A 12,925-nucleotide genomic window follows, 5' to 3' on the forward strand; every position below is an offset into this window, starting at 1 on the left:
AGCCAAGGATATTACCTTTGTCCATGTCGCCCATGCGATTGCCGCTTTTGAAGGAACAGTATGGCGCGCCGATGATAGCCCGTTTGATCGCTTTCTTCGCGGTGACGAACACGCGATGAGCCAGAATGCCAAGGAAGGTATGTTGCTATTTTATGAAGGAAGCAATGGTAACCAACAATCATGTGGCAGTTGTCACAGCGGAGTCCTGCAGACCGACCATGACTTTCACGCCATTGCCATGCCGCAGATTGGTCCGGGGAAAGGCGATGGCTTTAAGGGGTTAGAAGATTTTGGACATGGCCGCCTGAATGAAGCCGACCGATATAAATTTCGTACCCCTTCACTACGCAATATTGTGCTGACTGCGCCTTATAGCCATACCGGAGCCTACAATACCCTTCGCGCTGTGGTTGAACATCATGTGGATGCGATTAATTCATTGTTTAATTACGACCAAAGCCAGGCTGTTCTGCCCTCGCGCCGCGATTTGGATGCGATTGATTTTACCATCATGAACAAGCCCTCAGTGTTAAACGACATCGCCAATGCCAGCGAGATACAGCACCTTAACTACAAGAGTCACGAGATTGACCGAATCATGGACTTTCTGCATGCGCTAACGGATCCAGCCAGCCTCGATTTGCGCCCAGGCACGCCTAAACACTTGCCCAGTGGCTTACCATTGGCAGACTAACGAACTATGTGTCGAAGGTGGAAATTATACTGAACCAGTTTAATTAGATAAGGATAATTGGGGGAAGGAATAAATTTGAGTTAGGCCGTATGGCCTAACTCTCACTGCAAGTTCGGAACAAAACGAGTTGGAATATCACACTGCTGCGACCATTTTTTGCAGCAGGCGGATCATCTCTTTTTGTTCATCCGGCTCTAACGAACTCAAGAGTTCCTTGTTAACGGCAACGGGGATAGGCAACAACCTCTCTTTCAATGCCCGGCCTTCATCGGTCAGATAAATACGAAATGAGCGGCGGCTATTCGGATCTGGCTGCCTTTCAACCAACTCTAACTTTTCCAGCTTATCCAAGGTTCGAGTCGTCGTGGAGTTTTCCACTTTCGACTTCTTGGAAATATCACTTTGAGTCACGCCTTCTTCTTCCCACAGGCACATCAAGGTTGGCCAAAGTGCGATAGTAAGGCCCTGTTTTTTTAATTCCGCTTCAAACATCTTTGAAGCCTGATTCGCTATTACGTTAACCATCCATCCAAAGCTACTTTTGCGATCAAATTCTTCACTCATCGTCTAATCTCACATCAATGAAAGCGCAACTATTGCCATGGTAACTAATCCAGCAACAACAAGCACTAACAATGCGCGGGTATTTGATGCAATAGCAACGTCACCAGTCGATACCGACAGTTTCTTTTGTACGCCTACCACCATTGCCCACACCAATGGCTTTGATCGCAACTTATAAACCAAGATAGCAAATAAATGAATCCCCACTACTGCTGGAAGCAAACGGGCACATATACCATGAACCATAACGCTGATATCGAAAACGGCATCAGTAAGCCACAGCTCAGCCAATGGCAAATTATCCGCTAATCCCGCAACCACGATGCCCGATAAACACTGTAATAACAGTAAGGAAATCATCACGACCACCATCCAGCCACCTGCAGGATTATGGCCCGGCGTGACAGGTAAACGACCAAGAAGGTAGCGCAAAACACCTTTCGGCGACCGCAGAAATTGCTTGAAACGGCTGGTTTCACTTCCGACAAATCCCCAAACAATTCGCCACAAAATTAGCGTAAATAACCCGAGCCCCAAATACATATGCGGCCCCTCACCACGAAAACCACTTGCAGCCAATCCTACAAATAATCCAGCTTGAAGCCAGTGATATAAGCGTGTTGGAAAATCCCATACTTTCATTCTTTCTCTCCGATTATCTCGTCCTCGTTAACTTTGACATTAATTTACACAACAATAGTTGCGTGCGCAACTATTGTTGTGTAAATTAAATACAAGTCAGAAAACAAGCCTACAAACGGAAGGAAGAAAATAATGAGAACACCGCTAGTTGCCCTACTTATTTGCCTACCCAGCATCAGTTTTGCCCAAAACTATGAGCAGCAAATCCAATACCGACAAAACGCATTTTCAGCCATTGAAAAACAAGCGAAGGTGACAAACAAAGCACTGGATAAAAGCCAGCCAGACTGGCTGCTCATTGAAAGCAACAGTCAGGAACTTGCTCAACATGCGCAGAACCTGACAACACTTTTCCCGCAGGGCAGCGAGGAAGGAAGCAAAGCTAAGACCGCCGTTTGGAATAAGCCGGAGAAGTTTAATCAGCTGCTGGCACAAATGGAACAGGGGTTTCAAGCGCTTTACCAAGCCAGCAATCACCAGGATGTATCAGCAGCTCTAGCCGGCCTAGAACAGGCTCAAGCAACCTGTAAAAGCTGCCATCGTTCATATCGCTCGCGTTGGTAGGGAGCCAAGTAATGCTTAGCAAAACACTCAGTCAAAAACTGGTTTCGCTGATGTATCTGGTTGGGATCATCATGTATGTCGGTGGGATCTTATCCCACATCGTGATCCCAAATGTACTTGGTACTACGGACTTGTACGCAATCTACTACACCGCTGTATACAAACAGCAGAGTGCCTACATTTTGATTTTACCGGGGTTGGTGTTGAAGCTACTGGCGACGCTGATTGAATCTCGTGAATACAAACAAAAGCCTCTATGGCTAAAAGTTCAGTACGCATGCATGGCTTTTTTGACTGTAAACGCCTTTGTATTCCTAGTGCCCATGATGCCTGAAATGACAGAGCTCGCGGCTCGGAATCTTGACCTCGGCATAATTAGCGATAGTTATCAGGCCCATGCGGAGAAAGAAATGATCATCGGTATTTCCAACGCATTGCCATTGCTCGTCATGGTGATATTAAGCGCGGTTGGCACGAAACCGCACTCAAAAATTTGCTCAACCTCAATAAACCAATAAGACGGATAACATTATGAAAGTATTAAGCACAGCATCATTCTTACTTGCCGCTACCTTCGGCCTGACTGCATCAAACGCCATGGCGGCAGATTTTGGCGTTGCCCTAGAGTGGAACACCAATGATATTCATGAAGTTATGGATACCATGGCTGAGCAACGCGCAGCCTTCGGCGAATTAATTGATAATGGCGAAATCAAAGATATGTATACACTGGATAGCCACATTGACGGCAAACCGGTAAAGATTCTGAAGTTCGTGATCGAAGCCGACAATAAAGAACAGGTCACGGCTAAACTGTCAGACCTTCCTATGTACAAAAAAGAGTTGGTTAAAATTGCCAATATCCGGCCACTGGGTTCCAAGTGGCTGGATAACACTCCGGTAAATAACAACTACGGGGTGACGTTTACCTGGCAGCAGAACGTCGGCAACATAGAAATGGATCGGGTACTAGGCATTGATTTGCAACGTGTGATCAGCCTAAACCAAGCAGGCTTAGTCACTTCTTCGTACTTAAATACCCAACAGCTGGATAACGGCCAGGTAAGACCGATTTACCTCTTATCAATGCTGGCCAAAGATGCCCAGCAAGCCCGCGAACTCAGCAAGCAATTTGAAGCGGTTAACCTAGACTACGCAACGGTTGAAGTCGAATACTTGGGTCATAAGCTTAATTTCAATTCAAAAGCGAATTAGGGTGAGTCCCTTAATTATCAATAAGCCCGCTCACCCCGCGTAGCAGGGCTTCATGTTCAGCCCCGCTGACATACAGCGCCCCTTTGTGATTCATAAAATTGGAATCCAATCGATTCAAATCCAAAGGGGCGCCATGGCTGTCACTTACCCAAACCCTTGTTGGGCTCTGAGTCTGAGCATGAATGTGAGAAAACAAGCAAGCCTGGGTGATTGCCGCAGTGGCGGCAAAATCCCACAGGCTGCCACCGCCCTTTTTGACTTTGGGAAGTTTGAGGTAACACGCCGGGGCATTTTCCAGCACCCCGATAGCATTCATAACCGCACCGCACGTATTTACGACATTCAACTTGCTATATCCCTGCTGCCGAACAAACGTTTCCAGCATTTCTATACAGGGTACATAGTATGGATCGTTTTCGAAACTGCGGTCGATATACAAGGTGAAAGTATCACTCTGCATTTTAGGCTGCCAAGGCAAACCATTTTTCAGCACCTTCGCCGTTTCTGAATAAGGCGCCAGCTTATGGCTCACTACTTCAGGTTCAGAAGCCTGAGATAAAATAGCTTGGAAGTTAATCGCTTGATAGGTATCACCCGTCACCGGATTGTGTACCACACCAATCACCGGTTTGCCGGACTGCTCGACCAGCGCAATCGAGACTGCAAACCCGTCAGAACCTTCGATAAACGGCAACGTGCCATCAAGCGGATCAATACACCAAAAATACGCTTTTTGAAAACGGGAGTGGTCCGATACATTCTCCTCGCTGGCATTTTCTTCACTGAGAACCGCGATATCATATTGCTCGATGCTTGGCGCAAGCACATCAAGAATAATCGCCTGGCTATCGAGATCCACCTGAGTAACAACCTGCGAGCTCAAGCTGTTGCCTGCTGCTTTATGATCAACTAGTAACTGGCTGCGATCAAAGGCTGCGATATATTGTCCGGCCTTCGAAGCCGCTTCAGTCGCTAAGACCAATAATGCCTGCAACTGCTGTGGGGATAAGGTCATAACATTTCCAACTGTGTTAGGGCTTGCTGGGTTAAGCCTTCAGTGTAGGTGTTGATCTTCCAGTGATCGGGACACCAACCTTTGACGAAACGCTGAAAATCAGCCCACGCCACGCAGTAGAGTGGCCGCCACTCTTGCTCAACCTGCTCGGGGATCACATGAGGCTGAAGCTCAGTCAGGGCTTGTTTGAGCTCGGCAAAATAGTGCACCAACAATCCAGGAACCTGAGCTTTGCAATCATCAAAAGGCACACAGCTACTGAGCAGCAAAATCACATCCTTCATCCCGCAACCTCTTCCGACGTATTGGAAATCAACCGCTGCCACGTGCTTACCGTCCGGCGTGAAGCAAAAGTTCGCCAACTTGGCATCGCCATGAACTAAAGTCTGGAACCGGCATTGTTTCAGCACGGTATCAATTTTCTTGGCGGCACTTTTCAGGGCGGGATCGGTTAACGCTGCCAGCTCATCAGGCCGGGTATCAAGATGCCAGTAGGTGCCGCACTCCCATAAACCGTCGGGTGACACCGCAAGGTGCCGGGCATGAAAATTGGCCAGCCAGGTCAGGCAGGCCTTCACTTGAGCAAGCTCAATCTGTTGATGCACCTCGCTAAAACCAAGCACTTTTAGATCTTCAAGAATTAGCAGGATTTCATCACCTTGCTGCTCGACAAACAGACACTTTGGCACCGGGCACTGAGCATAGTATTGATTGGAAAAATGGCTTTCACTGACATGGTTGGCAAAATGCTGATACCAGTTCACTTCAACCTGGTAGGAGTCCAGCTTACGCTGATGTGACGTGACGGTGTTCCAGCCCCGGGGATGGTGTAATGGCTGGGGTAGCTTGATATGTTTCACGATGACAGTTGGATAGCCGCTCCCCACCAGCGTGGCACGAAACAACTCGCCATACCCACCCCATAGCGATTGGATCAGCTGGGTACCGGCAACGCTCTCGGCTCCCACAGCCTGAGCGACCTTGTGCAAAACGTCGGTTGGGATTGTCATTGTTTGCCTATTGATGAAATGCATGGAATTTGATTGCAGTGTACTAAATCACGCGTTTTTTCACCTATAAGATCTTCGCCCAATCGACCTTGCCTCTGCGATAAACTGCCATAATTGTGTAAGAAAGATTCAAATATCCCTTCGCGGCAAGCCAAGGAGTGCTCTTGATTAAATTCTTACTCAATCAGGAAGTTCGAGAAGAAGCGCTGCTGTCACCCAATATGACAGTACTCAATTACCTGCGTACCAAAGTAAAGAAAGCCGGTACCAAAGAAGGCTGTGGTTCCGGTAATTGCGGAGCCTGCACGGTAGTATTAGGGGAAATGGTCAATGGTCGACTCGAATATCGTTCAGTGAACGCCTGCCTGGTATTGGTTTCCACCCTGCACGGCAAGCAACTCATCACCGTGGAAGATCTGCAAGGAGAAGACCGTTCACTCCACCCTGTCCAGCAGGCACTGGTGAATCATCACGGTTCACAATGCGGCTATTGTACCCCGGGAATTATTATGTCGATGTTTGCCCTTAGCAAAAATCGACCTCAAGCCGATAAGCAGGATGTCCTCGAGTCCCTTTCCGGCAACCTGTGCCGCTGTACCGGATACCGCCCGATTATCGATGCTGCGCTATCACTCAGTACAACAGCGCCCTACCAGGATAGTTTTACCAGGCAGATGCAATCTACCATCGACAAGCTCAACAGTATCAATAACGAGCCGGCTTCATTGCAGCTGAACAATCAATCCTGCTTTTCTCCAGCGACAACAGATGAGCTGGCAGAGTTACTGCTGGCACATCCGCATGCACGCATCGTCGCCGGCGGTACCGATCTGGCGCTTGAGGTCACTCAGCACCACCGTGAAATAGAGATACTGGTTGATATCTGCCGGATAAAAGATATGAAGTGCATCAATGAAACAGATCACTATATCAATATCGGGGCAAACGTCCCCCTCAGCGACTGTTACCCTATTCTCAACACCTACTTTCCGGACTTTGGTGAGATGCTACGTCGCTTTGCCTCATTGCAGATCCGCAACCAAGGTACGCTGGGAGGCAATATTGCCAATGCCTCCCCGATCGGCGATACCCCGCCGCTGTTAATCGCACTAGATGCCAGTATCACCCTGCGCCAAGGCAGCGACTCCCGCACTATTCCTGTCGAGGATTATTTCATTAGCTATAGGAAAACCGAGCTGAGGCCATCCGAATTCATCGAAAAAATCACCATCCCCAAACCGGAGGCCAACAAAACGTTCCATGGCTATAAAAACTCAAAACGGATCGGTGATGACATTTCAGCCGTCTGCGGCGGATTTTATATCGAAATCGAAGCAGATACGGTCATCTCTGCCCGTATCGCCTTTGGCGGCATGGCCGCTATTCCCAAGCGCGCCGTCAACTGTGAACAAAGCCTGGTTGGCCATTCCTGGAACCTAGACACGATAAATACTGCAATAGCCGCACTGGAGTCTGACTTTGTTCCGCTGTCCGACTTTCGCGCCAGCAAAGCATACCGCCAGCAAATAGCCGCCAACATGCTCTACCGCTATTTTATCGAGCAGCAAAACAGCCACTTCACAACCAGGGTGACCTCTTATGGCTAGTCACAAAGATCCTGCGGTTGCACGTCATGACATCATCTCCGACACCGATATTACCGAGGCCAAGCAAGTCCTGAGAACTGGTGTCGGACACAGCGTTCGTCACGACAGTGCAAACAAGCATGTAACGGGTGAGGCTATCTATATCGATGATCGTCTTGAATATCCGAACCAGCTCCACCTGTATGCCCGGTTAAGCCCCCATGCCCACGCCAATATCACCCAGCTCAATGTCAGCCCTTGTTATGACTTTGACGGAGTGGCACGGGTGATCACCAGCAAAAACATTCCCGGCGAGATCGATATCGGAACCATTTTTCCCGGCGACCCTTTACTGGCTGACGGCAAGGTCGAATACGTCGGCCAGCCAGTACTTGTCGTTGCCGCCAACGATCTCGAAACCGCCTACCATGCGGCACAGGCGGCAATTATTGAGTACCAGCCACTGCCTGCTATTCTCGATATCAAAGAAGCCTTGGTGAAAAAGCAGTTTGTCAATGACAGCCACTGGCAGCAACGGGGAGATTCAGCAGCCGCCCTTAGCAGTGCCCCCCATGTCATCAGCGGTGAAATTCATATCGGCGGGCAGGAACACTTCTACCTCGAACCCCAGGCCAGCAGTGCAGTACCGACGGAAGACGGCGGGATGATCGTTTACTCCTCTACCCAAAACCCAACCGATGTACAACGGCAAGTTGCCAAGGTACTGGATACCCCAATTCGCAATGTCGTTGTCGAAACCCGCCGGATAGGCGGTGGCTTTGGTGGTAAGGAAACACAAGCAGCAGGCCCGGCCTGTATGGCGGCCGTCGTCGCCCACCTTACCGGCCGCCCGGCAAAAATACGGCTATACCGCGACGAAGATATGTCGATGACCGGCAAGCGCCATCCATTCTATAACCAATACACTGTCGGCTTTGATGACAGCGGCACGATCAGAGGCATAGAGATCACGCTAGCCAGTAACTGTGGCTACTCGCCAGACTTGTCCGGTGCCATCATCGACCGTGCCATGTTCCACTGTGATAATGCGTATTATCTGGGCGATGTCAGCATTACCGCACATTGCTGCAAAACCAATATCGCCTCCAACACCGCCTGCCGTGGCTTTGGCGGACCGCAGGCCATGGTGACCATTGAAACCATCATGGATGAGATTGCCAACTTCCTTGGCAAAGATCCGCTTGAGGTGCGAAAAACCAATTACTACAGCGATGAAGGGCGCCGCAATGTCACTCACTATTACCAGACAGTCAAGCATAACCTACTGAATGAAATTACCGAGCAGCTTGAAGCCAGCAGCGACTACCATACTCGTCGCCAGGCAATCGGATAATTCAATAAAAACAGTCCGTTGCTCAAAAAGGGACTGGCCATTACCCCGGTAAAATTCGGTATCTCCTTTACGGCCTCATTTTTAAATCAGGCTGGCGCTCTCATCCATATCTATACCGATGGCAGTATCCACCTCAACCACGGCGGCACCGAAATGGGGCAAGGACTCAACACTAAAATTGCCCAAGTTGTAGCAGAAGAGTTTCAGGTCGATATCGGACGTATCCAAATCACAGCCACCACCACCGACAAAGTCCCGAACACGTCGGCAACCGCCGCCTCGTCTGGTGCCGACTTGAATGGTAAAGCCGCACAAAATGCAGCGAAAACCATCAAACAGCGGTTGATCTCGTTTGCCAGCTCTCACTTCAAAGTCAGTGAGAAGCAGGTAATTTTCAACAATGGTTCGGTGCAAATTGGCAATAACATACTGCCACTTACCGAGCTGGTTCAGCTGGCATATGTAAACCAAATATCGCTATCCAGCACCGGCTTCTATCGCACCCCGAAAGTTCACTACGACGAAAAAACAGCACGTGGTCGCCCCTTCTACTACTACGCGTTCGGTGCAGCCTGCTCTGAGGTCATCATCGATACCTTAACCGGTGAATACAAAATTCTCCGCACGGATATCTGTCATGATGTTGGCTCATCTTTGAACCCTGCGATAGACAAAGGCCAAATTGAGGGGGGCTTTATTCAGGGAGTCGGTTGGCTGACCTCGGAAGAGTTGGTGTGGGACGAAGATGGCCGGTTAACCACCAACAGTCCGGCAAACTACAAAATACCGACTATTGCCGATATTCCAGTGGATTTCCGTACCCAACTGCTCGAGCACAACACCAACGCGGAAGAGACTATCTACCACTCCAAAGCCGTTGGTGAGCCACCACTGATGCTGGCCATCTCGGTATTAAGCGCCTTGAAAAATGCGATTTCCTATACTTCGGAGAGCGGGGCAATACCAACACTCGATACACCGGCCACCCCGGAGCGGGTACTGTGGGCAATAAAAAAACTCCAGCAAACCGACAATGCGAAATCTAATACCAATCTGGATAAGTAGATGATCTACTTTTTCATGAGGAAAAATTGCCAAATACAAGGCGGAAATTGCAGTAACTAGTGGTTCTAATTACAAAATAGCCAACACTGTAGTTGGTGATTTTAGCCATGAAAAATGATCAGATATTTATTTAGATTGGTATAACACCGCCAACCGGGATCCCAAACAACAATAAGCATGCTCCGTCCTCGCCATGAAATGAGTTTCAACCAAGAAGGAGCTTCATATGTTCGGTGATAACTGGATTCACGAGCTGGCCCGACTGGAAGAACGTGGCGAAGCCTGCGTGATAGTCACAGTATTGGAAGACAAGGGGTCGGTACCTCGTAATGCCGGCACGAAAATGCTGGTGACTCAGGAATCTGTTATCGCGAGCATCGGAGGCGGCAACTTGGAATATAAGGCAATACAAATTGCACGGGAAATGCTGCTTCATGAAAATAGTCAGCTAAAAATCGAACACTTCAACCTCAGTGCCCGCCTTGGTCAATGCTGCGGCGGCATCACCACGCTCAGCTTCGACCCGATTCAGCAACAGGAACACCACCTTGCCCTTTTCGGGGCAGGCCATGTTGGTAAAGCCTTAATTCATATTCTCTCGACCCTGCCCTTTCGGATAAATTGGATTGACCAGCGCCACCATGCATTCCCCGAACAGATCCCGGCGGGTACAACGAAATTAGTCAGTGACGATCCGGTCAGTGAGGTCAACCAGATGCCTGCCAATAGCTACTACCTGGTAATGACCCACAGCCACCAGCTTGATTTCGACCTTGCTCGCACAATTCTCAAACGACAAGATATCGCTTATTTTGGCCTGATCGGCTCCAAAACCAAACGAAAGAGGTTTAATTTCCAACTAAGCCAGCGCGGTTACAGCAAGGCAATTATCGACCGGATGATCTGCCCGATCGGCATCCGCGAAGTAAAAGGTAAACACCCGGCCGAAATCGCTGTCGCTGTCACGGCGCAGTTGATCGCTCACTACCAGACACAGCGTCCACAAAACCAGCCAAACAACAGCCTAAAGCCAGTATGAAGCTCATTTATACGCTCAATGAACGCCCACCTGTTGGCTTAACCCTATTACTGGCCTTCCAGCACATGCTGGCTTCGATTGGCGGTATCGTCTCCGTTCCGCTGATTGTCGGCACCTCGCTCGGCCTTCCCGCCAATGAGGTGGTTACTTTAATTAATGCCTCGCTGCTGGCATCCGGTATCGCGACTATCGTCCAATGTATTGGTCTCGGGCCTGTCGGGATCCGCCTACCTGTAGTCATGGGATCCAGCTTCGCATTCTTGGGCGTGGCGATGGCTATAGGTAAAAACGGTGGTATCAGCAGCATTATGGGGGCCGCTTTGCTGGGTTCTCTGGTTGTCATTACGGCCAGCTTTTATATGGATAAGGTTCGAAAACTGTTCCCTACGGTTGTCAGCGGCGTCGTAGTTACCCTGATAGGTTTAACGATTTTGCCGGTGGCCATGAACTGGATAGGTGATGCTCCTGCATCCAGTACAGAATTTGCCAGCTTACCGAAGCTATTTCTGGCCATGGTTTCACTGGCAATCGTGATTGTGGTTTCCGTTTTCTGCCGTGGCACACTGGCCGCGGCAGCAATCGTCATTGGCCTAGCCAGCGGCTACCTTTTGGCACTCCTCTTAGGCATGGTCGACCTGCAGCAAATCGCTTCATCCCAGTGGATTGGATATCCAGAGCCTGTCAAATACGGCTTCAGTTTCTCGTGGCAAGCGATCCTCAGCATGAGTCTGGTCTATCTCGTGGTGATCGCCGAGGCCACAGGTGATTTTATCGCCCTGGGCAATAACTGCCAGGTCAAGGTTTCCGGCAACGATCTCAAACGGGGGGTACTCGGAGATGGCCTGGGAAGTACGCTCGCTGCCCTGCTAACGGCAATGCCACTGGCTTCGTTCAGCCAGAATGTCGGGATTGTCGGTCTCACCGGTGTTGCCAGCCGTTACGTCGTAGCCGCGACCGGAGCCTTGCTGGTCATGGCAAGTCTGGTACCGAAATTTGCCGCCCTTGCCGTCACCATCCCAAAACCGGTGATTGGCGGAGTGGGATTGGTGATGTTCGGGATGATTGCCTATACCGGGATCCGAATGCTGGTTAGAGCCAGCGACACCAAACGCAACGCCCTGGTCGTCTGTGTCGGGTTGGCATCTGGATTGGCCGTTACCTTTGAACCTCGACTGCTTCAGCACCTGCCGAGTGGGATGGCTACCTTGTTTCACTCCGGAATTGCTACCGGAGCCATCATAACTATCCTGCTTAACTTCCTGCTTCCCAGCTCCCCAGATAATGAAAAGCGAGCGCGCTAACTGGTTATATACAGCTAGCCTCGGGAGAGGATCTCTGTCGGTGGTCTCAGCCCATTTCGACTATAGCAAAGTATGACCTTTGGAAGGTTCGTTCAAAAATCAAGCACCCAACAACATTTATTGTGACAAAGATCGCATTATCAATAATTATTAACCCGCTGAAATAAAGAGTAAATCATATTACGCAAAAACTAGCCTGTTGATTTACTATCAATTTTTGAATACTGAGCTTTTATTCAATACATTCGTTTAATCTGTTATTTTTGCCTCTCGCTTTTAGGGGATAAAAATAAATCATGAACAACAAAAAAAACGAACTGTGCCTGGAAGAAATTGAAGAAAAACTATTAAACACTTCAGTCTCTGACGAGTTTTTAGGCATATTAAAAGAGTCATCAACTAATAATGCAGACATTACCGAGTTAATGTATCAGTATTATCTAAATGAAAATGACTACCAGAATGCTATTTATTATTTGGAGCTTGGCGATAAATTTGATGATCGCTATGCCCAGTTTTATTTAGCCGCTTTATACCAACAAGGTAAGCACTGTCCTCAAAATGAACAACGTGCTTTGCAATTGCTCGAGAAGTCGGCCAACAACGGCGAGGCCGAGGCGCAGTACGAGCTAGGCGCCAGCCTTGTTTTGGCAGGCAATAGCCAAGAAGACCTTGAACAAGGAACCTATTGGTTAAATGAATCTTTCTTAAATGGTAATGATGACTCTAAGCAGTTATTAGAGTTCGTTGGCCTTCAGTAAGATTTTCTGGCTTTTCATTCAGTAAGTTAGATAGACCATGATTATATTTCCCCTAATGGTAGGGGAATATATTCTCCCTTCTCTTAGTATTCACTCTGATTATTAAATAATATAG

The 12,925-nt window shown here is 48.8% G+C and carries 12 protein-coding genes and 1 pseudogene; 9 read left to right on the forward strand and 4 right to left on the reverse strand.

All coding sequences use genetic code 11. From position 1 onward, the window contains the following. On the forward strand, positions 1 to 694 hold a 694-nt coding region (locus tag MD588_RS19410; RefSeq protein WP_407676597.1), incomplete at its 5' end, for a cytochrome-c peroxidase. Between the two features lie 135 nt (positions 695 to 829). On the opposite strand, the gene MD588_RS19415 is transcribed toward MD588_RS19410, so the two are convergent. Further along, positions 830 to 1,258: a MarR family winged helix-turn-helix transcriptional regulator gene (locus tag MD588_RS19415; protein WP_265699308.1), complete on the reverse strand. Its 429-nt coding sequence runs from the start codon at positions 1,256 to 1,258 to the stop codon at positions 830 to 832. 9 nt (positions 1,259 to 1,267) lie between these two features. Further along, entirely contained in the window at positions 1,268 to 1,900 is a 633-nt protein-coding gene (locus MD588_RS19420; RefSeq protein ID WP_265699309.1) for a cytochrome b/b6 domain-containing protein, read from the reverse strand. A gap of 132 nt (positions 1,901 to 2,032) precedes the next feature. On the opposite strand from MD588_RS19420, the gene MD588_RS19425 reads away from it, so the two are divergent. From MD588_RS19425 to MD588_RS19435, 3 genes are read left to right on the forward strand one after another with little or no spacing between them, the layout of a single operon-like run. After that, positions 2,033 to 2,464, forward strand: a complete 432-nt coding sequence (locus MD588_RS19425) for a c-type cytochrome (protein ID WP_265699311.1) — start codon at positions 2,033 to 2,035, stop codon at positions 2,462 to 2,464. Positions 2,465 to 2,475: 11 nt separating this feature from the next. Next, entirely contained in the window at positions 2,476 to 2,982 is a 507-nt protein-coding gene (locus MD588_RS19430) for an enoyl-CoA hydratase (protein WP_265699312.1), read from the forward strand. 13 nt (positions 2,983 to 2,995) lie between these two features. Then, a complete protein-coding gene (locus tag MD588_RS19435) occupies positions 2,996 to 3,679 on the forward strand; it encodes a hypothetical protein (protein WP_265699313.1) in 684 nt (227 codons plus the stop codon). Positions 3,680 to 3,689: 10 nt separating this feature from the next. Here the strand turns inward: MD588_RS19435 and MD588_RS19440 are convergent, their stop codons facing one another. Beyond that, on the reverse strand, positions 3,690 to 4,694 hold the full coding sequence (locus MD588_RS19440) for a 3'(2'),5'-bisphosphate nucleotidase CysQ family protein (RefSeq protein ID WP_265699314.1): 1,005 nt from the start codon (positions 4,692 to 4,694) through the stop codon (positions 3,690 to 3,692). Continuing rightward, positions 4,691 to 5,704, reverse strand: a complete 1,014-nt coding sequence (locus tag MD588_RS19445; protein WP_265699315.1) for a phosphotransferase — start codon at positions 5,702 to 5,704, stop codon at positions 4,691 to 4,693. Before MD588_RS19445 ends, MD588_RS19440 begins: the two co-directional genes overlap by 4 nt. Before the next feature lie 164 nt (positions 5,705 to 5,868). Between MD588_RS19445 and xdhA the strand changes: the two genes are divergently transcribed. The 5 genes and pseudogenes from xdhA to MD588_RS19470 all read left to right on the forward strand — a co-directional run bounded on the left by xdhA (position 5,869) and on the right by MD588_RS19470 (position 12,810). Continuing rightward, positions 5,869 to 7,311, forward strand: a complete 1,443-nt coding sequence (gene xdhA, locus MD588_RS19450; protein ID WP_265699316.1) for a xanthine dehydrogenase small subunit — start codon at positions 5,869 to 5,871, stop codon at positions 7,309 to 7,311. After that, positions 7,304 to 9,709 (forward strand): annotated as a pseudogene (gene xdhB / locus MD588_RS19455) (xanthine dehydrogenase molybdopterin binding subunit). Before xdhA ends, xdhB begins: the two are co-directional and overlap by 8 nt. Positions 9,710 to 9,935: 226 nt before the next feature. Further along, positions 9,936 to 10,748, forward strand: coding sequence for a xanthine dehydrogenase accessory protein XdhC (gene xdhC / locus MD588_RS19460; RefSeq protein WP_265699317.1), 813 nt, complete (start codon positions 9,936 to 9,938; stop codon positions 10,746 to 10,748). After that, positions 10,745 to 12,049, forward strand: a complete 1,305-nt coding sequence (locus MD588_RS19465) for a nucleobase:cation symporter-2 family protein (protein WP_265699318.1) — start codon at positions 10,745 to 10,747, stop codon at positions 12,047 to 12,049. The genes xdhC and MD588_RS19465 overlap by 4 nt, the downstream gene beginning before the upstream one ends. 296 nt (positions 12,050 to 12,345) lie before the next feature. Further along, on the forward strand, positions 12,346 to 12,810 hold the full coding sequence (locus MD588_RS19470) for a tetratricopeptide repeat protein (protein ID WP_265699319.1): 465 nt from the start codon (positions 12,346 to 12,348) through the stop codon (positions 12,808 to 12,810). The last annotated feature ends 115 nt before the right edge of the window (positions 12,811 to 12,925 follow it).

The organism is Photobacterium obscurum, from assembly GCF_026191635.1.
GTDB classification, from domain to species: domain Bacteria; phylum Pseudomonadota; class Gammaproteobacteria; order Enterobacterales; family Vibrionaceae; genus Photobacterium; species Photobacterium obscurum.

Bases quoted from the DNA above. Each gene is read 5' to 3' on its own strand.
- MD588_RS19415 (WP_265699308.1), bottom strand. From the start codon at position 1,258: ATGAGTGAAGAATTTGATCGCAAAAGTAGCTTTGGATGGATGGTTAAC.
- MD588_RS19420 (WP_265699309.1), bottom strand. From the start codon at position 1,900: ATGAAAGTATGGGATTTTCCAACACGCTTATATCACTGGCTTCAAGCT.
- MD588_RS19425 (WP_265699311.1), top strand. From the start codon at position 2,033: ATGAGAACACCGCTAGTTGCCCTACTTATTTGCCTACCCAGCATCAGT.
- MD588_RS19430 (WP_265699312.1), top strand. From the start codon at position 2,476: ATGCTTAGCAAAACACTCAGTCAAAAACTGGTTTCGCTGATGTATCTG.
- MD588_RS19435 (WP_265699313.1), top strand. From the start codon at position 2,996: ATGAAAGTATTAAGCACAGCATCATTCTTACTTGCCGCTACCTTCGGC.
- MD588_RS19440 (WP_265699314.1), bottom strand. From the start codon at position 4,694: ATGACCTTATCCCCACAGCAGTTGCAGGCATTATTGGTCTTAGCGACT.
- MD588_RS19445 (WP_265699315.1), bottom strand. From the start codon at position 5,704: ATGACAATCCCAACCGACGTTTTGCACAAGGTCGCTCAGGCTGTGGGA.
- xdhC (WP_265699317.1), top strand. From the start codon at position 9,936: ATGTTCGGTGATAACTGGATTCACGAGCTGGCCCGACTGGAAGAACGT.
- MD588_RS19465 (WP_265699318.1), top strand. From the start codon at position 10,745: ATGAAGCTCATTTATACGCTCAATGAACGCCCACCTGTTGGCTTAACC.
- MD588_RS19470 (WP_265699319.1), top strand. From the start codon at position 12,346: ATGAACAACAAAAAAAACGAACTGTGCCTGGAAGAAATTGAAGAAAAA.